This window comes from Rhizobium sp. BK456 (genome assembly GCF_014194045.1).
In the GTDB taxonomy this organism is placed as follows: Bacteria; Pseudomonadota; Alphaproteobacteria; order Rhizobiales; family Rhizobiaceae; genus Rhizobium; species Rhizobium redzepovicii.
Window position 1 is genome coordinate 399,149 of sequence record NZ_JACIAO010000005.1, and the last position, 19,808, is coordinate 418,956.

The window sequence follows — 19,808 nt, forward strand, 5'->3', positions numbered from 1 at the left end:
CGTCCCCTTGTTACGCCCATACTTCTAAAGAGGGATCCGCTGCGGGAGCCTATCCCGCGCGAAACTCACGGTGGTAACGGGCAATTCCACAATATGTTCCGCGGCGGAACGTGATTCGTTGGAATTAAAGTATTGTTAACGTTGATAAATTCTTAAATTGGCTGGGGAAAAACTGAATCGTGCTCAATCTCACGCCAGCCGGCTCGATGGGAGCGTGACAAGGACGATATAATTATTTCTCCCATGTGGGGTCAGAATCTGAAGCGCATTGCCGGGTGGATACCAATTCTTTGGTAGTCTTAAGCCCTCGGGGCGTATTTCGAACCTCCAGTCTCCTGCGGAGAAGGGGTCATGTTGTTTCGAAGAATGCGCGCTGTGGTGTTCTAATACACGTAATTGCATGGCCGCCGAGCAAGTTTTTCGGCGCATGTCGGTCCGCCTCCCTCAACGCCAGTCCGCACATGCACTTCCCGTTCCGGTTTTCCTTCTTGTGGCCATCCTTTCGTTCGTTCCTCTTGTTGGCTTTGCGCAGGACGCCGCCGACGTTTTTGGATTGACAACCGAACGGACGACAGTGATCCGTCTGCCCGACGAGTCGCCCACACCAAGTCTCTTCTTGAAGTCGTCGATGAAACGATCCCCGTATTGGTCTGCGTTCAATGACCCGACAGAACGAGCGTCTGAACCGGCAGGAGCAGCGCTTGAATTCGCAGAATCATCGCATGTACAAGTCCAACGGCGTCGACCATATGCAGGGCAAACCACCTAACCGTACCAATGTTTGGATCGGCGAGCGCGTCGTGATTGTTGGTATAGGCGTTGGCGATGCAACTGCTTCCAGGCGGCACGCCATCGAGCCCTCCCGGATAAAGTGGCTGCAGAAAGACCGTCAGGGTGCCAGGCTGCGCCGTCTGCTGAACGTCGATGAGTTGATCCGTCGCGCGCAATTGTCCGGCCGCGATAACTTCCTGCACGTCGGTCACGACCATCGGAATGATCGTAAACGGCTTTCCGATGCAGGTTGCTTCGGCGATCATCCCCTTTTTCATAACCTGCGCTTCGATCTGGCCGAAGCCGGCGATCAGCGTGCTTTGTCCAGCGCCTTCTGGCACAAGGATCCCGGCAGGACGCAACATTGCATTGACGACGTCCCCGCGACGCAGCGTAAACTGTTGCACAGTACCCGCGACGCCGGCCCTTACGATGGTCTTGTCGAGTTCGACCTGCGCCTGCGCCAGGGCCGCTTCGGCGCTTGCTCTTTGAGCCGGCAACTGCACGGCGATCTGTGTCTCCAGGGTCAGCTTTTTCGCGACCGTCGCATCCAGCGCTCCCTTGCGGCCGTCGATCGTCGTTGCCAGGCGTTCGACCTCGCGCCTGGCGACAGCGTTGTTCGTCAGGAGCTGCGCCTTCATCTCGTATTCGTCGACCGCCGTCTGGTAGGCACCTTGCGCCTCTTTGATCTGGCCATCGACCCCTATAAGCTCGGTCTGGGTCACCTTTATTCCAGCCTCGACTTCTGCGACGCGCCGACGGGCCGTCTCCAGCGCTGCCTGCTGTTCGGAATTATCGAGCCTGAACAGTGGCGATCCGGCCTCGACCTTCTGGTTCAGCCCGATGAAAACTTCCTCTACACGTCCGGTTGCCTCCGGCATGATCGTGACGGTTCGGAATATCGCGGTGGCAGTCCGGGCTGACGGATGGAAGTAGAAAATCATCGTGATCAGCGAAACGGTCAGAAGAAGGCAGGCGGTGATACCCCACCGGAGTTCGTACCACACCGTATAAAGCGTGATGTCGCGGCCGATCCGCTTTCCCTGACCGTAGCGCCGGAACAGATAGTCGGGGAGGATCGTCAGTATGGAGCAGAGAAGCAACTCAAACATTCAGATATCCTCTCCGTGTACGCTGGTCTTGGACGGTGACGGTATTGGCTCTGCTTCCCCAGTATCTTCCACTATCAGAGCAGGATCGCCTGTCGTTTCAGCCTGGCGGCCGGAGAGTTTGCCGAGGGACTGGGCGATTGAGTAAAGCGGCGTGGAGAAGTCGGGAATCTGAATGAAGGCCAAAAGCAGCCCGGCAATCCAGAAAAGATGGTTGTGGGTGAACAGTGAGATGAGCGCCAGGACGGCCACGATCTCCATCTGCACCTTGTTCGTACGGTGGGCTCTGCGTTCGGGAAGGGCGTGCAATTGGAAGTACAGATTTCCAACTGCGAGCACGGCCACCAGCAGAAAGACAACGACGACAACGAAAAGGTAGTCCGTCTGTCCGGGCGGAGTGATGAAAATCGGCAGGTGCTCGATTGCCGCTGGATGAACTGATTGCTCCATTGCTACCACCTAAGAGAAAAAGAGTGAAATGCGCCGTCGTCGAGAGCGTCTTCGATTTCTTTTGCCAGTGCCGCGACCAACTCTTCGTACATCCTACGGCGCTCACCACGCGTCGGATCTATCGAGGCCTCCCACCTCGCGAACTCGGGTTTTGCTTCCGAAAAGTCCATGTGCCCGAAACTGCCGCGTAGCAGCGGCCACGTCTTCGTCCACGTTTCACTCCCAAGGCCACGACACAGACACGTTTGCTTCTCTGATGTAGGGAGACGTTGGCGGGGTTGTGGAGTATGTTACTGTATTATACGGGTTCACGATGACTGTCCCCAGGGGGATGGGAGCGCCGACGAGGCACCGACAACCGGGAGTTCGTTGGAATGTGACCTGATTTCCTGCTCAATGCCCTCACGGATAGGGAATTAGCAACCCGCCGATCATGATCACGTTATTGGTCGCAAAGTGGGGACGACGGTTCCTTATGCCGTCGGCGCCAGAGCGGCCGTAACGGCGCTGAACCCTACAGTTTCCCTTTCTCAACCGCACCGTTCGCATCCATTGCCGCACGGGACGGCGGCGATTCACTTTGAATCGCTGGGCCGCCAATGCGCAGTTGGAAATCCGCGGCCGCCGCTCCGGCCAACGCTGGGCTATAAGCGGTCGTGTCAATCAGCCCTTGGCCTTCACGAGCACCGGTTGGCTGCGGTAGTCGGCCGGAAACAGCGACTTCAAGTTCTCGATTTTCGGGAGGTCATTGTAGACGATATAGGGATAGGTCGGATTGAGCGTCAGGAAATCCTGATGATAGGCTTCGGCCGGATAAAAGCCGGTGGCTTCGGATACTTTGGTGACGATCGGCTGGGCGAAGACATGGGCCTTATCGAGCTGACCGATATAGCGCTCGGCGACCTTGCGCTGCTCGGGACCGGCGACGAACAGCGCAGAGCGGTACTGCGTTCCCTGATCCGGCCCCTGGAAATTCAGCTGCGTCGGGTTGTGCGCCACCGAGAAGAAGATCTGCAGCAGCTTGCCGTAGCTGACCTTGCTCGGATCGAACGTTACCTCGACGGATTCGGCGTGACCTGTCGAGCCGGTGCTGACGGTTTCATACTGTGCCGTTCCGGCCTTGCCGCCGGCATAACCGGAGACGGCGCTCTTGACGCCTTTGACGTGCTGGAAAACGCCCTGGACACCCCAGAAACAGCCACCGGCGAAAATGGCGGTCTCGGTGCCCGGTCCGGCTGCCTCGTCGACATCGGGCGGCGGGATGACGACAGCGTCTTCGGCCGCGCTTGCAACACCCGCAGCGATTGAGAAAATCGTGGCGGCCAGGAGCGCGGCAAGGCTCCGGCGGCGATAAGACAGGGACATGGTGCTACTCCCTGCGATGGTCCAAATCCTTGCCTATTCCTTGAGAGGCCGCAAATCACAAGGCGATCACTCACGCCGATGTGACAGCCAGACGAAAGCGCCTGTGTGAAGTTGAAACAGCCTACAACCTGAGTTGACAATCCCGTGAGGAGTGAGGAGAGTGCCGCCGGTTAGAGCCTGCATTTCCGGGGGGAACCTTATGTCCGTGCGCTCGTTCTTCGCTTTCGCGACAATCGCATTTTCCATGATCGCCGTCAGTTTTCCCGCAGCCGCTGCGGACACCAAGCGCGACATCCAGACGATCAAGGACGCCGATTTCTTCGGCTTCGATCTTCGCACCGAGCAGAACGTCTCGCTCGATCAGTGCAAGACCTCCTGCATCGGCGATAAGAGCTGCAAGGCCTTCACCTACAATCCCAAGGTGAAATGGTGTTTCCTGAAATCCGATTTCAAGACGATGAACGCCTTCCCCGGCGCCATCGCCGGCAAGATCGTCGAAACCGCCGCCCAGAAGGAGCCGGACCTCGGCGCCGCGCCGCGCCTGACCTTCCTGACCAACGACCTGATCCAGCAGGCCCACGACTTCAAGGACAATCTCGAGCTGACCGACGACCAGCAGGGCCAAGGCGCTGACAGCCTGACCGCCAATGCCCGTCTCGACCTCACCGCCAACAATCTGGCCGACGCGCTCAAGTCCTTCCATGGCGCGCTGTCGATCACTCCTGACGACGCCGATCTTTGGCTCGAAACCGCCCGCGCCGCAGCTTCGCTCGGCACCGCCGAGAGCGGTACGAGCGGCCAGGCCGTGCTCGACGCGCTGAACGGCTACGAGCTGACGCGCACCAAACCCAAGCGCGCCGAAGCGCTCGCCGTCCTCGCCGACGCCCTGGACCGAAACGCCAATTACCGCCCGGCGCTCGACGCCTACAAGGCGAGCCTGGCGCTGGTTGCCTCCGACGATGTGCAGGCGGCCTATCTGCAGCTGAAATCGACGCAAGGATTCCGCATCACCGAACACACGGTCGATGCCGACAGCGCCACGCCGCGGGCCTGCGTCACCTTCTCCGAGGCACTCGTCAAGACCACCGACTACACGCCCTTCGTGACGCTGAACGGCGCCGCCCCCAAGGCGCTCGAAACCAAGGACAAGCAGATTTGCGTCGAGGGGCTGACCCATGGCGAGACCTACAAGATCGCCTTCCGCACCGGCTTGCCGTCATCCGTCGATGAGGCGCTCGAAGCACCGGTCAGCATCGACGTCTATATCAAGGACCGCAGCCAGATGGTGCGCTTCACCGGCGACAGCTTCGTGCTGCCCTCGACGGCACGCCGCGGCATTCCGATCGTCTCGGTCAACCTGGCCTCGGCCAACCTCAAGCTCTACCGCATCGGCGATCGCGCCATCGCGCCGCTGCTGACCAATTCGCAGTTCCTGAGCCAGCTCGACGGCTACAGCGCCCAGAACATCCAGGATCAGAACGGCGAACTCGTCTGGCAGGGTTCGATCGACATCGCCAACGAGCTCAACAAGGATATCGTCACCAGCTTCCCGGTCGACGAGGCGCTGCCCGAGCGCAAGCCCGGTATCTACGTCATGACGGCAACCGGCCCGAACGGACCGACGCAGGAGTGGGATTCACAGGCGACGCAGTGGTTCCTTGTTTCCGATATCGGCATCACCACCTATGCCGGTACCGACGGGCTCAATGTCTTTACCCGTTCGCTCGCATCGGCAAAGCCGATATCGGGCGTCGAGCTGCAGCTGCTCGCCAAGAACAACGAAGTGCTCGGCACCGCGACCACAGACGAAAACGGCCGCGCCACCTTCACCGCCGGCCTGATCCGCGGCACGGCGGCGCTGACGCCCGCCGTCATAACCGCCAAGAACGGCACCTCGGACTACGTCTTCCTCGACATGACGCGGGCCGGCTTCGACCTCTCCGACCGCGGCGTCACCGGCCGCGCCGCACCCGGCGCGATCGACGTCCTGACCTTCACCGAACGCGGCATCTACCGCGCCGGCGAGACGGTGCATGCGCAGGCGCTGGCCCGCGACACCGACGGCAACGCCATCGAGAACCTGCCGCTCACCTTCATCTTCAGCCGACCCGACGGGGTCGAAGACCGGCGGATCGTCAGCCAGACCAGCAATCTCGGTGGTTACAGCATCGATTTCCCGACCCAGGAAAATGCCATGCGCGGCACCTGGACGATGAACATCTATACCGATCCCAAGGGCAGCGCGATCGCCAGCAAGAGTTTCCTGGTCGACGATTTCGTGCCGGATCGCACCGACATGGAAATCAAGACCGAGGCTCAGGAAATCGGCCCGGATACGCCGGCGACGATCAATATTTCCGGCAAATATCTCTATGGCGCCCCGGCCGCCGGCCTGACGCTTGAAGGCAATGTCGTCGTCAAGCCGACCCGCGAGAGCGCCGCCTACAAGGGCTTCCTCTTCGGGCTTGCCGACGAGGAGGCGAGCGAGGATTCGCGCCTGCCGATCGACGGCCTGCCGGAACTCGACGAGAACGGCGAAGCCTCGACCGATCTGACCGTCGGCGACCTGCCGGCAACGACGCAGCTGCTCAACGCCACCGTCTATATCAGCATGCAGGAGGCTGGCGGCCGCGCCATCGAGCGTTCGCTGACCCTTCCGGTGAAGAATGAGCGCGCTTCGATCGGCATCAAGCCGGAATTTTCCAGCGATCTGCCCGAGAATTCGATCGCCAACTTCACGGTGATCGGCGTCAATGCCGACGGACAGAAGCAGGAGGCCAAAGGCCTGCGCTGGAAATTCTACAGCCTCAACCGCGAGTACCAATGGTATCGCGAGGGGACGGCATGGAAATACGAGCCGGTCTATACCGCCGAGCAGATCGCCAATGGCGGCGTCGACGCGACGACGGACGGCGGCAAGATCTCCGTGCCGGTGAAATGGGGCCGCTATCGCCTCGAAGTGGAAAGCCCGGATGCCGACGGCCCGACCTCCAGCGTCGAATTCGACGCCGGCTGGTTCGTGGCCTCGACCTCGACCGAAACACCGGACGGGCTGGAAATCGCCCTCGACAAGGACAGCTACAAGATCGGCGACACCGCCAAGCTGAAAGTCACCTCGCGCTATCGCGGTGAGCTGATGGTCATGGCCGGAACCGAAAAACTGGTCGCGGTGCAAAATGCGACGATGGGCGAGACCGGCGGCGAGGTCGACATCCCCGTCACCGCGGATTGGGGGGCCGGCGCCTATGTGACCGCGACGCTCTTCCGCCCCGGCGACGCCCAGGACAGCCACATGCCGATGCGTTCGATCGGCATCAAATGGCTGAAGGTCGATCCCGAGCAGCGGGCGCTGCAGGTCAAGCTCGACACGCCGGAAAAAATGCTGCCGCGCGGACCGCTCAACATCGGCCTGCAGGTGGCGGGCGCCGGCGCCAATGAAGATGCCTATGTCACGGTTGCCGCCGTCGATGTCGGCATTCTCAACCTGACGCGCTATGAACCGCCGAACCCGGAGGATTGGTATTTCGGCCAGCGTCAACTCGGCCTGGAAATCCGCGACCTCTATGGCCGGCTGATCGACGGCTCGCTGGGTGCGACCGGCAAGCTTAGAACCGGCGGCGACGGCGGCGCCATTGCGCTGCAGGCGAGCCCGCCGACGCAGAAACTCGTCGCCTTCTTCTCCGGACCGGTGAAGCTCGACGCCGAAGGCAAGGCCAATGTCTCCTTCGACATTCCGCAATTCAACGGCACGGCGCGAGTGATGGCTGTGGCATGGTCGAAGACCGGTGTCGGCCACGGCGTCAAGGACGTTATCATCCGCGATCCCATCGTCGTCACCGCGAGCCTGCCGAAATTCCTCGCCCCCGGCGACAAGGCCAATCTGCGCCTCGACATCGCCAACACCGATGCACCGGCCGGCGACTACAAGCTGCAGCTGACCGGCAATGACGCGGTCGGCATCGACCAGGCCTCCGCCGCCCAGACGATTCGTCTCGAAGCCGGGGCGAAATCCGAGCTGACGCTGCCGCTCATCGGCAAACAGCCGGGCGCCGGCAGCGTCTCGATCAACCTCTCCGACGCCTCCGGCCTCTCGCTCGACCAGACCGTCGACGTGCCCGTGCGCCCGTCATCCCTGCCGATCACCGAACGCAGGGTACTGGCGCTGAAACCCGGCGCCAAGCTCACCGTCGACAAGAACCTGCTTGCCGACAGCGTGCTGCCCGGCGCCTCGATCAGCGTCAACGTCACCCGTTCGGCCGCCTTCGACATTCCCGCCCTGCTGATGACGCTCGATCGCTATCCCCTCGGCTGCGCCGAGCAGACCACCAGCCGGGCGCTGCCGCTGCTCTATCTCGCCGAAGTGGCCAAGCAGGCCGGCATTGAAAATGACGACGATGTGCACAAGCGCGTGCAGGACGCGGTCTACCGCGTCCTCTCCTACCAGGCTTCGGCCGGCAGCTTCGGCCTCTGGGGACCGGATTCGGGCGACGTCTGGCTCGATTCCTACGTCACCGATTTCCTGACGCGGGCCCGCGAAATGAAATATGACGTGCCGGAGAAAGCCTTCGTGCAGGCGCTCGAAAACCTGCAGAACACCCTCTCCTACACCACCGACATCAAAGGCCAGGGCGACCAGATCGCCTATGCCATCTATGTGCTTGCCCGCAACAAGAAGGCGGCGATCAGCGATCTGCGTTACTACGCCGATACGATGATCAATGATTTCCCGACGCCGCTTGCCAAGGCGCATATCGCCGCCGCACTGGCGCTCTACGGCGACGCCCAGCGTTCGAAGAACATCTTCGTCGACGCGCTGCAGATGTCGCAGCAATCGATGGTGTCGCGTGTGAACCTGTCGCGCACCGACTACGGCACCATCCTGCGCGATGGCGCGGCGATCCTGGCGCTCGCTGCGGAAAGCCGGCCGGTGCCGCCCGTCATCCCGGATCTTGCCAAGGCCGTCGCCAAGGAATGGGGTCGCAGCAAATACAAGAGCACCCAGGAAGAGACCTGGATGCTGCTTGCCGCACGCGCCATTCAGGGCGGCGATGACGGGTTGAAGGTCGACGTCAACGGCGCCGCCCATACCGGCGCCTATATGGCCCGCATGAGCGGCGATGCACTCGCCGACCATCCGCTGACGCTGACCAACCAGACGAGCGACGCGGTCTCGGCTGTCGTCACCACCGTAGCCGCCCCGACCGTGCCTCTGCCGGCCGGCGGCGACGGCTTCATTATCGAGCGCAGCTATTACACGCTCGACGGCGAAGAGGCGAATGTCAGCGAGGCCAGGCAGAACGAACGCTACGTCGTCGTCATCCATGTGCGCGAGACCAACGACTGGCCGTCGCGCATCGTCGTCACCGACCTTCTGCCGGCCGGTTTCGAGATCGACAATCCGAACCTGGTCGATAGCGCCCAGATGACGAATTTCGATTGGATCGGCGAGATAGCGGCCGCCCATACCGAATTCCGTTACGACCGCTTCGTCGCTGCCTTCAACCGCGCCCAGGGCGACGAGCGCGAATTCAACGTCGCCTATGTCGTGCGCGCCGTCACCCCGGGCACCTACGACCATCCGGCCGCCAGCGTCGAGGACATGTACCGGCCGGAGCTTTCGGCCCGTACCGCGACCGGCAAGATGGAGGTCGTGGCAGCACAACAATGAGGCTGTGGCGCAAGATCGCGATCGGGTCCGCCGCCGGCATCTTCTTGCCGGCGCGGCCCTCTTCGCGCTCGACGCCGCCGACACGGCCTTTCCGCCGCCGCTCGATAAGGCGAACCTGGTCTCCGCCGAGGTGCTGGATGCCGACGGCCAATTGCTGCGCGCCTTCGCGACCTCGGAAGGCCGCTGGCGGCTGAAGACTGGAGTCGCCGACGTCGATCCGCAATTCCTGCGCATGCTGATCGCCTATGAAGACCAGCGTTTTTACGATCACGGCGGCGTCGACGCCTGGGCGCTTGGGCGCGCGAGCCTGCAATTCATCCGCAACGGCCGCATCGTTTCCGGCGCTTCGACACTGTCGATGCAGGTGGCGCGGCTCATTGAGCCGCGGGCGGGACGTTCGCTTTCGGCAAAACTGCTGCAGCTCGCACGCGCCGTGCAGATCGAGCGGCGGCTGTCGAAGGAGCAGATCCTCGACCTCTATCTCACCCATGCGCCCTATGGCGGCAATCTCGAAGGCGTGCGCGCCGCAAGCCTTGCCTATTTCGGCAAGGAGCCGCGGCGCCTGACCGTCGCCGAGGCCGCCCTGCTCGTCGCCTTGCCGCAATTGCCCGAACGGCGCCGGCCGGACCGCAATCTCCAGGCGGCGCATGAGGCGCGCAAGCGCGTGCTTGAGCGCGTCGCCGTGGCTGAGGCCGTCGGCGACGGCGAAGCGGCGCGGGCCGAGGTTGTCGCCATCCCGTCGCGGCGCATGCAATTGCCGGCACTGGCCGCCCATGTCGGCGAAGCGGCTCTGCGCAAGGAGCCTTCGGTCCTCAAGCATCAGACGACCTTGAAGAAGCAGGTGCAGCAGGGGCTGGAGGCGGTCGCCCGGGCAGCGGCGATGAAACTCGGGCCGAAGCTTTCGCTCGCCATGGTGATGGCGGATGCCCAGACCGGCGCGATCGTCGGCGAGGTCGGCTCCGCCGATTATTTCGACGCCAGCCGCTCCGGTTGGATCGACATGACGCGCGTCAACCGCTCGCCCGGCTCGACGCTGAAGCCCTTCATCTACGGGCTCGCCTTCGAGCAGGGTCTCGTCTCTCAGGAGACGATCATCGAGGACCGGCCGGCCGATTTCTTCGGTTACCGGCCGCGCAATTTCGACATGAGCTATCAAGGCGACGTCACCGTCCGCGAGGCCTTGCAGCTCTCCTTGAATGTGCCGGCCGTCAAACTGCTCGACGCCGTCGGACCGTCGCGGCTGCTGGTGCGCTTCCGCCGCGCCGAGGTGCGGCCGGCTTTGCCGCCGAACGAGACGCCGGGGCTGGCGATCGGTCTTGGTGGCGTTGGGCTCACGCTGAAGGATCTGGTGCAGCTCTATACGGCGCTCGCCAATCGCGGCCAGCCGGCAAGGCTCGGCGACGGCATCACCGGAACGCCTGATAAGCTCGACGGCGAACCGCTTTTGGAGCCGGTGGCGGTCTGGAATATCGCCGATATTCTTTCCGGCGTCATTCCCCCCACCGGCGCGCCGCAGCGCGGCATCGCCTACAAGACCGGCACCAGCTACGGCTATCGCGACGCCTGGTCGGTCGGCTATGACGGACGTTATGTCCTCGGCGTCTGGGTCGGACGGCCCGACAACAGCGCCGTGCCTGGTTTGACCGGCTATGGCACCGCCGCACCCATCCTGTTCGAAGGTTTCGCCAAGTCCGGCATCGCGACAACGCCGCTGCCCCGACCGCCCGCCGGCGCCGTGCGCATCGCCCAGTCCGAGCTGCCAATCAGCCAGCGGCGGTTTGCGCTGAATGCCAGCGGCCTGCTTGTCGCCTCCGGCCGCGAAGCCGCGCCTCAGATCGTCTATCCGCCCGAGGGTGCTCATATCGATCTCGGCGCAGGCGCAGGCGACCTGTCGCCGCTGATGCTGAAGCTGCAGGGCGGCCGCGCCCCCTTCCGTTGGCTTGCCAACGGCATGCCGCTGCCCGATCTCTCGCGCCGGCGCACGCAGCAGTGGCTTCCGGATGGCGGCGGCTACTCGAAACTGACCGTTATCGACTCGGCCGGACGCGCCGCAAGCGTGGGCGTTTTCATCGACTAGCATCGGCCCGAAAATCGGAATCGCTTTTCGGAAAGCACGATGCGTAGATTCAAAAATGTTACAGCGTCCTTTGCGCGTCTCAAAAGACGCGCGGCGCTGTAAGGGAACCAAACCCCCGGTACAACCGTTGGAAAAGGTCTCCCTCCAACGTCAGACGGCCTCATGACACTTCCGACCGCGACCTACCGGATACAATTCCGCAACGGCATGACCTTCGATCGTGCCTGCGGCCTCATTCCCTACCTCAAGACCCTCGGCATCAGCCACCTCTATGCCTCACCGATCTTCACCGCCGTTAACGGCTCGACCCACGGCTATGACGTCACCGATGCCAACGACATCGATCCGGCGCTCGGCGGCCGGGCGGGGTTCGAACGGCTGACGGAAAGCCTTGCCGCGGCGGGCATGGGCCTCATCCTCGATATTGTTCCGAACCACATGGCCGCCTCGCCGGAAAACGGCTGGTGGCGCGACGTGCTGGCATTCGGCCGGCAGAGCGCCTATGCCGGCCACTTCGACATCGACTGGAGCGAGCCGCTGACCCTGCCGCAGCTCGGCCAGGATTTCGAGGCGGCACTTGCCGCCGGCGAGCTGCGGATCGTGCTCGACGAAACGCGCGGCAATTTCGCCTTCGCCTATTTCGAAACGCTGCTGCCGCTCAACCCCAGCAGTTACGGCGCGATCGCAAACCGACTCGACGATCCGGTGGCAACGAGAATGGCGGAGGCTGCGGCCATAACCTCCGGCGAGGACATTGTTCGCACCATGCGCGACATCCTCTTCGAAGGCGGCGACCGGGCGGTGCTCAGGCAGAAGCTCGAGGACATCTCCGCCGATCGCGACTTCGTCAAAGGCCTGCATGAGGCACAGTACTGGCGGCTCACCCATTGGAAGGAAGCGGCGCGGCATTTGAGTTATCGCCGTTTTTTCGAGGTCACCGGGCTTGTGGGAACCCGGGTCGAAAATCCCTCCGTGTTCGAGGACATGCACCGGCTGACGATCGAGCTGGTGCACCATGGCAAGGTGCAGGGCCTGCGCATCGACCATGTCGACGGGCTCGCCGAACCCAAGGCCTATCTCGACCGGCTCAGGGACGCGGTTGGGCCGGACACCTATATCGTCGTGGAAAAGATCCTCGGGGGCGGCGAAGCGCTGCCGGAGAGCTGGCCGGTCTCGGGCACCACGGGATATGAATTCATCGCGGCACTCAGCGAACTCTTCGTTGACGGCAGCGGCCTGCGCAGATTGGATGATGCCTATCGCAGCCTCGCCGGCGAGACCGGCGATCTCGAGGAAGGCCGGCGGCTTGCCAAGCGGCTGATGGTCGAGCGCAACTTCGCCGGCGAGACCAGCAGGCTGGCAGCGATCGCGGTGGGGATCTTTCCCGAGATAAACAGAGACGAGATCGCCACGGCGCTGACCGAGCTGCTGATCGCCTTCCCGGTCTACCGCACCTATGGCGACGGCGGTCCGCTCGCCTGGCAGGATTCAGCCGTCCTTGCCGCAACTGCATCGCAAGCCATGGCCCGGCTCGATGATCGGCGGGCCCTTGATCATGTGCTGCGGCTTCTCGAAGGCAAGGTCGACGGTGATGCGGCCCATGAGTTCCGCATCCGCTTTCAGCAATTGAGCGGGCCGGTGATGGCGAAAGCGACTGAGGATACGCTGTTCTATCGCTATAACCGGTTGCTTGCCGCAAACGAAGTCGGCGGTGAACCCGGCAAGGCGCCGGATGGCCCGGAGGGTTTTCATCGCCGCATGGCCGACCGGGCACGGCTGCAGCCGCACGGGCTGTCGGCAAGCGCCACTCATGACACCAAACGCGGCGAGGATGCGCGCGCCAGGCTTTATGCGCTGAGCGAGGGCGCGGATGTTTTCGCGCAGGCGGTGGCGCGCTGGCGTGAGATGAACCGGCCATGGCTGACGGAGCTGCCGGATGGAGCAGCACCGGAGCCGAATGTCGAATGGATGCTCTATCAGGCGTTGGCCGGCATCTGGCCGGAGGATTTCGGCCGAGCTCAGACGGCCGAGCTTGCCGAGCGCTTTACCGATTACGCGGTCAAGGCGGTGCGCGAGGCGAAACTCCACACCGGCTGGATCGAACAGGATGCCGCTTACGAAGACGCGGTGAAGGCCTATGCGGCGGCGCTGATTTCATCCGAGAACGACGCCTTCCTCGAGGATTTCGAAAGGGTGCTGCAGCCCTTCATCGCCGCCGGTTACCTTAACAGCCTGTCGCAAACGCTCCTCAAGCTGACGGCGCCCGGCATTCCCGACATCTACCAGGGCTCCGAGGGTTTCGATTTCAGCCTCGTCGATCCCGACAACCGCCGGCCGGCCGATCATGAACGGCTCACCGCCTGGCTCACTGAAGCTGGGCCGATCGCCAAGCTTCAGGCGGCCGCGTTGAAGCAGCGCATCGTCGCGATCGGCCTGCAGCTGCGCCAGCGGCACCCGGCACTCTTTGCCAGGGGTGACTATCTGCCGCTGAAAGTGACGGGCAGCCGGCGCGAGCACCTGCTGGCGTTTGCCCGGGTGCACAAGGACAATTTCGCGATCGTCGCCGCACCCCGGCTGATGTTCGGCTGGCTCGACCCCGGCGTGCTCTTTGCCGGCCCGGAATTCTGGGAGGATACGGCGATCGCCGTCCCCTCCCCTCTCCATGGGCTGAAGGCGGATCTGGTGACCGGCAAGACGATCGAACCCGGCGGCAGCATTGCGGTCGCCGCCCTGCTCGGCAGCCAGCCGGTCGGATTGATCAGCCCGATCTGAGGATCGGGCGATAGAGCGCCGGCTTCAAAAAATGGGCCTTGTCAAAATTAGCGCTTGACCTTCCAGTTGCTGGAAGGTGGATAAGCATCTCCAACTGCCCCAGGGCATAGGAGATAGTCATGAATATCAAACACGACCACGATCACCATCACGGTCACATCCTTGATGACAATCACAGCTGTTGCAGCCATGGCCCGGAAAAGACTGCCGGCGTCATGACCCGCGATCCGGTCTGCGGCATGACCGTTGATCCGGAGGTCGGCAAGTCATCGCTCGATCACGCCGGCCGTCTCTATCATTTCTGCTCCGAGGGCTGCCGGACGAAATTTGCGGCCGCGCCGCAGGATTACCTGACGGCAAAGGATCCCGTCTGCGGCATGACCGTCGATCGCTCGACGGCGAAACATTTTCTGAAAGTCGAGGGCGAGAAATTCTACTTCTGCTCGGCCGCTTGCCGGACAAAATTCGAAGCCGATCCCTCCGCCTATCGCGACGGCAACCGCTCGGCGGCAAAGCCGGCGCCGAAGGACACGCTCTATACCTGCCCGATGCACCCGGAGGTCGTCAGCGACCGGCCTGGCGACTGCCCGAAATGCGGCATGGCGCTGGAGCCGATGGGCATTCCGCCAGCCGGCGAAGGCCCAAACCCGGAACTTGTCGACTTCACCAGACGGCTTTGGGTCAGCGCCATCCTGGCTCTGCCGCTGCTCGCCCTCGGCATGGGACCGATGCTCGGCCTGCCGCTCCGCGAAGCGATCGGCGAACCGCAGGCGAGTTACATCGAGCTGTTGCTGGCAACGCCTGTGGTGCTGTGGGCGGCCCTGCCCTTCTTCCGGCGTGCATGGGCGTCCGTCGTCAACCGCAGCCCGAATATGTGGACGCTGATCGGTCTCGGCGTCGGCACCGCCTATGTCTACAGCCTCGTCGCCACGCTCGCGCCAGGGATCTTCCCGATGAGCTTTCGCGGCCATGGCGCCGCCGTGCCGATCTATTTCGAAGCGGCCGCCGTCATCGTCGCTCTCGTATTCGTCGGCCAGGTGCTGGAATTGAAGGCACGCGAGCGCACCGGTTCGGCGATCCGCGCGCTGCTCGATCTCGCGCCGAAGACGGCACGCCGCATTGGTGCCGATGGCAGCGAGAGTGACGTGCCGGTGGACGAGATTGAGACCGGCGACCGGCTGCGCGTGCGCCCGGGCGAGCGTGTGCCGGTGGATGGCTCCGTCCTCGAGGGCCAGTCGACCGTCGACGAATCGATGATTACAGGCGAGCCTCTGCCCGTGGAGAAGTCGAAAGGCGACGGACTGACCGGCGGCACGATCAACAAGAACGGCGCGCTCGTCATGTCGGCCGAGAAGGTCGGCGCCGACACGGTGCTGTCGCGCATCGTCGACATGGTCGCCAAGGCGCAGCGCTCGCGGGCGCCGATCCAGGGGGCGGTCGACCGGGTGTCGGCCTTCTTCGTGCCGGCGGTCGTCGCCGCGGCCATCCTTGCCTTCATCGTCTGGGCAGCGGTCGGACCTGAGCCGAGCCTTGCCAATGCGCTGCTGGCCGCCGTCGCCGTTCTGATCATCGCCTGCCCCTGCGCACTCGGTCTTGCCACACCGATGTCGATCATGATCGCGACGGGGCGCGGCGCTGGAGAAGGCGTGCTGATCAAGGACGCCGAAGCACTGGAGCGTTTCTCCAAGGTCGATACGCTGATCGTTGACAAAACAGGCACGCTGACCGAGGGAAAGCCGAAGCTTACCGACATCGTCGCCTTCGGTGGAACCGACGAAAACCGGCTGCTGTCGCTGGCCGCCAGCCTGGAGCGCGGCTCCGAACATCCGCTGGCCGAAGCGATCGTTTCCGGCGCCGAGGAGCGCGGCGTCGCCTTCGTCGAGGTCACCGGCTTCGAGGCAAAGACCGGCAAGGGCGTTCAGGGTCTTGCCGGTGACACGATGGTGGCGCTCGGCAATGCGGCGATGCTCGCCGATCTCGGCATCGATGCTTCGGCGCTTGCCGAGAAGACCGAAGCCCTGCGCGGCGATGGCAAGACGGTGATGTTCGTGGTGGTCGACAGCGCGCTTGCCGGTCTCGTCGCCGTTGCCGACCGGATCAAGCCGACCACTCAAGCCGCTATCAAGGCGCTGCACGACAGCGGTCTGAGGATCATCATGGCAACGGGCGACAATGAGCGCACGGCGCGGGCGGTGGCAAAAAGCCTGGGGATCGACGAGGTCCGCGCCGACATGCTGCCGGAGGGCAAGAGCGCGCTGATCGACGAACTGCGCTCCAAGGGCGCCGTCATCGCCATGGCCGGAGACGGCGTCAACGACGCGCCGGCGCTCGCTGCTGCCGATGTCGGCATCGCCATGGGCACCGGCGCCGACGTGGCGATGGAAAGCGCCGGCATTACCCTGGTGAAGGGCGATCTCACCGGCATCGTCAGGGCGCGGCGGCTGGCCGAGGCGACGATGCGCAACATCCGCCAGAATCTCGGCTTCGCCTTCGGCTACAACGCGCTCGGCGTGCCGGTCGCAGCCGGTGTGCTCTATCCGATCTTCGGGCTGCTGCTATCGCCGATGATCGCGGCAGCGGCGATGAGCCTCTCATCGGTCTCGGTGATTTCAAATGCGCTGAGACTGCGCTTTGCAAAATTATAGGAGATGGCGATGAATATCGGCGAAGCATCCGAGCAGTCCGGCCTGCCTTCAAAGACCATCCGCTATTACGAGGATATCGGCCTGATCCGCCCCGAAAGGGGCGGAAACGGCTACCGCGACTATGCCGCGACCGACATTCACAAGCTGCGCTTCCTGCAGCGCTCGCGCGGTCTCGGCTTTTCCGTCGAGGAATGCCGGCAGTTGCTGGCGCTCTATGAGGACAAAAGCCGGGCAAGCGCCGACGTCAAGGATATCGCCGAGACCAAGCTTGCCGAGATCGACCGCAAAATCCGCGAACTCTCGCAACTGCGCCGCACGCTGGAGCATCTTGTGCATGCGTGCCACGGCAATGACAGGCCGGACTGTCCGATCCTCGAAGGACTTTCGGACGGCGGCTGACCATGTTGGGAAACGCAGATGGCGCTGTTCAGGAAAGCTGCGGCATGTTCTGATTGGCTGCCAGCGCCGATGGAGCTCCCTCTCCCTCGCCGTCATCCAGCCGATGTTTGATCGCAAGCGCGTAGATCACGTCGAGAATATTGCGGTCTCTCAGATGGGGATCGATCAAGGCGAGAAGCGAGGCCCGGACGATCTTCTTGCTGGTGGCGTTTGGACAACGCGCTTTGACGAAATCATAGAGCGCCTGATCCGTCAGCCCTTCCATGGCGCCGTCTACGAGAGCTTCGTAGACCCGCTTCTTATCTTTCATTCTTTATTTTCCCCTCAAATCAGCGGCGTCATGATCTGTCATATAATTGTCATAAACAATCGCGGATTTGAGGTGCGGCAACGGCATCTTCGGCCCGCATGATTTTTTTAGCCGCGCCGGGAATAAAATCGGCCGCGCTTGCGTATACTCAATCATGGAACGCAAAGAACGCCCCTTCGACGTCATCGGACAGCTTGCAGCGCTCAGGCGCTATGCTCGCTCGCTGGTGCGCAATTCGGACGAGGCGGAGGATCTGGTGCATGATGCGCTGGTGCGTGCGCTCGAGAAGAAAAAGAGCTTCCGCAGCGGCGGCAATCTGCGCACCTGGCTGCTCTCTATCCTGCACAACGCTCATATCGACCGCCTGCGCCAGAACCGATCGCTGACCCGCCGCCATGACGAGGCGGCTGTCGAGGCCGAGCAGTCGCTGCCGGCCGGCCAGGAACATGCCGTGCGCCTGCAGCAGGTGCGTGACGCCTTTTTCGGCCTGCCGGAGGAACAGCGCGAGGCGCTGCATCTTGTTGCAATCGAAGACCTTTCCTACCAGGAAGCCGCCAATGCGCTCGGCATTCCGATAGGGACGCTGATGTCGCGCATCTCCCGCGCCCGCGCGCAATTGCGCGAATTCGAGGAGAACACGCCGCGCAAGTCGCATCTGAGACTGATCGGAGGAGACGGCAATGAAAGCAATTGATCCGATCCTCGATGCCGATCTCGACGCCTATGTGGATGGCGAACTCGATGTCGCCCGCCGCATCCAGGTGGAATCCTATCTCTCAGACCATCCGGCGATTGCCGCCAAGGTCATGGCCGACCTCAGCGTCAAGGGCGAGCTGCGCTTGGCGCTCGCCGGCGAAAGCGCCTTTGGCCGCCCGGAGACCCGCGATGCGGCCCGCCGGCTGGAACGTGGCCTTTCCTATGGCCGCATCTTCCATTCCATGCAGCGCATTGCCGCTGTCGGCATTCTGGTGACCGCCGGCTGGGTGGCACATAATTCCTTCGGCGCTTTCTCGGCAACCGAGGTATCGGCATCGGTGCCGGCACCCGCCTATGTCGAGGATGCCGTCCGTGCCTATCAGACCGCGGCCCTGCGGCAATCGATGCCCCCGCAGACGCCGACCACCTACAGCGCTGACGATATTCGCGCCGCTACCGCCATCGTGATGCCGGAACTGCCTGCGGATTGGAAGGTTGCCGACGTGCAGATCTTCCCATCCGAATTCGGCCCCAGTGTCGAGATGGCGATCGAGCAGTCGGATGGAAAACGGCTGTCGCTTTTCGCCGTTCGCCCGGGGGCATTCGAGGTCAAGCCGGTCAGCCATCTCGCACTTGAGAAAGCAGAAGCCGCCTATTGGCAGATCGGCGAGGTCGCCTATGCGCTGATCGCCGACGAAAGCGGCCTCAATCTCGATCAGGCGGCCGAGCGGCTCGCCCGTTCGCTCTATTAGTTCAAACCGAGGAGATCAGCATGAACCCGATCAATTCCCGCTACGGCGCCGTGGCCGGCACCCAGGCCGCCTTCGACGAAGGCCTGCGCCAGCATATGCTGCGCGTCTATAATTACATGGCTCTCGGTCTCGTCATCACTGGCCTCGTCGCCTTCGTCGTTGGCTCGACGCCAGCTCTCTACGTGCCGATCTTCGGCTCGCCGCTCAAGTGGGTGGTGATGCTGGCGCCGCTCGCCTTCGTCTTCTTCTTCTCGTTTCGCATCCAGACGATGTCGGCCAGCACCGCGCAGATCACCTTCTGGGCCTTCTGCGCCGTGATGGGTCTGTCGCTCGCCTCCGTCTTCCTGGTCTTCACCGGGATGAGCATTGCGCGGACTTTCTTCATCACCGCCACGATGTTCGGCGCGACGAGCCTATACGGCTATGTGACGAAGCGTGACCTGTCGCGCATGGGCTCGTTCCTGATGATGGGTCTCATCGGCGTTGTCATCGCCAGCATCGTCAACATCTTTCTGGGTTCGTCCGCGCTGCAGTTCGCCGTCTCGGTGATCGGCATCGTCGTCTTCGTCGGCCTTACCGCCTACGACACACAGAACATCAAGGAACAGTATTCGGAAAACTACGATCAGGAATCGAACCAGAAGCTCGCCGTTTTCGGTGCGCTCTCGCTCTACCTGAACTTCGTCAACATCTTCCAGCTTCTGCTCAACTTCACGGGCGAGCGGGAATAGGGACTGCGCTTCTGGGGGCAATGGAAGCGCAAGAGCGCCTGGTCTGCACTCTGTGACAGGATG

11 protein-coding genes and 1 pseudogene are annotated in these 19,808 nt (G+C 62.9%); 8 read left to right on the top strand and 4 right to left on the bottom strand.

All coding sequences use genetic code 11. The features are described from left to right. Nucleotides 1-656: 656 nt before the first annotated feature. The 3 genes from FHX03_RS17285 to msrA form a co-directional block, all read right to left on the bottom strand. On the bottom strand, nt 657-1,883 hold the full coding sequence (locus tag FHX03_RS17285; RefSeq protein ID WP_183777861.1) for an HlyD family secretion protein: 1,227 nt from the start codon (nt 1,881-1,883) through the stop codon (nt 657-659). After that, entirely contained in the window at nt 1,884-2,330 is a 447-nt protein-coding gene (locus tag FHX03_RS17290) for a hypothetical protein (protein WP_097625660.1), read from the bottom strand. A 663-nt stretch (nt 2,331-2,993) separates the two neighbouring features. Beyond that, the gene (msrA, locus tag FHX03_RS17295) at nt 2,994-3,695 is read right to left on the bottom strand and encodes a peptide-methionine (S)-S-oxide reductase MsrA (RefSeq protein ID WP_183854722.1); all 702 of its coding nucleotides are present in this window, start codon (nt 3,693-3,695) and stop codon (nt 2,994-2,996) included. Nucleotides 3,696-3,894: 199 nt separating this feature from the next. On the opposite strand from msrA, the gene FHX03_RS17300 reads away from it, so the two are divergent. From FHX03_RS17300 to cueR, 5 genes and pseudogenes are all read left to right on the top strand, one after another. Beyond that, a complete protein-coding gene (locus tag FHX03_RS17300; protein WP_183854724.1) occupies nt 3,895-9,363 on the top strand; it encodes an alpha-2-macroglobulin family protein in 5,469 nt (1,822 codons plus the stop codon). Then, nucleotides 9,360-11,440 (top strand): annotated as a pseudogene (gene pbpC, locus FHX03_RS17305) (penicillin-binding protein 1C). Before FHX03_RS17300 ends, pbpC begins: the two are co-directional and overlap by 4 nt. A 162-nt stretch (nt 11,441-11,602) precedes the next feature. Beyond that, nucleotides 11,603-14,212 carry a malto-oligosyltrehalose synthase gene (gene treY, locus FHX03_RS17310; protein WP_183854726.1) on the top strand — a complete coding sequence of 870 codons (2,610 nt, stop codon included), beginning with the start codon at nt 11,603-11,605 and terminating at the stop codon, nt 14,210-14,212. 119 nt (nt 14,213-14,331) lie between these two features. Beyond that, nucleotides 14,332-16,857 (top strand): heavy metal translocating P-type ATPase, encoded by a 2,526-nt coding sequence (locus FHX03_RS17315; protein ID WP_183854728.1) that lies wholly within the window; start codon nt 14,332-14,334, stop codon nt 16,855-16,857. A 9-nt stretch (nt 16,858-16,866) separates the two neighbouring features. Beyond that, a complete protein-coding gene (gene cueR, locus FHX03_RS17320; protein ID WP_097625667.1) occupies nt 16,867-17,256 on the top strand; it encodes a Cu(I)-responsive transcriptional regulator in 390 nt (129 codons plus the stop codon). Between the two features lie 28 nt (nt 17,257-17,284). Here the strand turns inward: cueR and FHX03_RS17325 are convergent, their stop codons facing one another. Next, entirely contained in the window at nt 17,285-17,566 is a 282-nt protein-coding gene (locus tag FHX03_RS17325) for a hypothetical protein (RefSeq protein ID WP_183777855.1), read from the bottom strand. 154 nt (nt 17,567-17,720) lie between these two features. On the opposite strand from FHX03_RS17325, the gene FHX03_RS17330 reads away from it, so the two are divergent. From FHX03_RS17330 to FHX03_RS17340, 3 genes are read left to right on the top strand one after another with little or no spacing between them, the layout of a single operon-like run. Beyond that, on the top strand, nt 17,721-18,260 hold the full coding sequence (locus FHX03_RS17330) for a sigma-70 family RNA polymerase sigma factor (protein WP_183777854.1): 540 nt from the start codon (nt 17,721-17,723) through the stop codon (nt 18,258-18,260). After that, the gene (locus FHX03_RS17335; protein WP_097625670.1) at nt 18,247-19,014 is read left to right on the top strand and encodes an anti-sigma factor family protein; all 768 of its coding nucleotides are present in this window, start codon (nt 18,247-18,249) and stop codon (nt 19,012-19,014) included. Before FHX03_RS17330 ends, FHX03_RS17335 begins: the two co-directional genes overlap by 14 nt. A 20-nt stretch (nt 19,015-19,034) precedes the next feature. Further along, a complete protein-coding gene (locus tag FHX03_RS17340; protein ID WP_097625671.1) occupies nt 19,035-19,745 on the top strand; it encodes a Bax inhibitor-1/YccA family protein in 711 nt (236 codons plus the stop codon). The last annotated feature ends 63 nt before the right edge of the window (nt 19,746-19,808 follow it).

What these genes read in the sequence shown, in the direction of transcription:
- FHX03_RS17285 (WP_183777861.1), bottom strand. Translation starts at nt 1,883, where the DNA reads ATGTTTGAGTTGCTTCTCTGCTCCATACTGACGATCCTCCCCGACTAT.
- FHX03_RS17290 (WP_097625660.1), bottom strand. Translation starts at nt 2,330, where the DNA reads ATGGAGCAATCAGTTCATCCAGCGGCAATCGAGCACCTGCCGATTTTC.
- msrA (WP_183854722.1), bottom strand. Translation starts at nt 3,695, where the DNA reads ATGTCCCTGTCTTATCGCCGCCGGAGCCTTGCCGCGCTCCTGGCCGCC.
- FHX03_RS17300 (WP_183854724.1), top strand. Translation starts at nt 3,895, where the DNA reads ATGTCCGTGCGCTCGTTCTTCGCTTTCGCGACAATCGCATTTTCCATG.
- treY (WP_183854726.1), top strand. Translation starts at nt 11,603, where the DNA reads ATGACACTTCCGACCGCGACCTACCGGATACAATTCCGCAACGGCATG.
- FHX03_RS17315 (WP_183854728.1), top strand. Translation starts at nt 14,332, where the DNA reads ATGAATATCAAACACGACCACGATCACCATCACGGTCACATCCTTGAT.
- cueR (WP_097625667.1), top strand. Translation starts at nt 16,867, where the DNA reads ATGAATATCGGCGAAGCATCCGAGCAGTCCGGCCTGCCTTCAAAGACC.
- FHX03_RS17325 (WP_183777855.1), bottom strand. Translation starts at nt 17,566, where the DNA reads ATGAAAGATAAGAAGCGGGTCTACGAAGCTCTCGTAGACGGCGCCATG.
- FHX03_RS17330 (WP_183777854.1), top strand. Translation starts at nt 17,721, where the DNA reads ATGGAACGCAAAGAACGCCCCTTCGACGTCATCGGACAGCTTGCAGCG.
- FHX03_RS17335 (WP_097625670.1), top strand. Translation starts at nt 18,247, where the DNA reads ATGAAAGCAATTGATCCGATCCTCGATGCCGATCTCGACGCCTATGTG.
- FHX03_RS17340 (WP_097625671.1), top strand. Translation starts at nt 19,035, where the DNA reads ATGAACCCGATCAATTCCCGCTACGGCGCCGTGGCCGGCACCCAGGCC.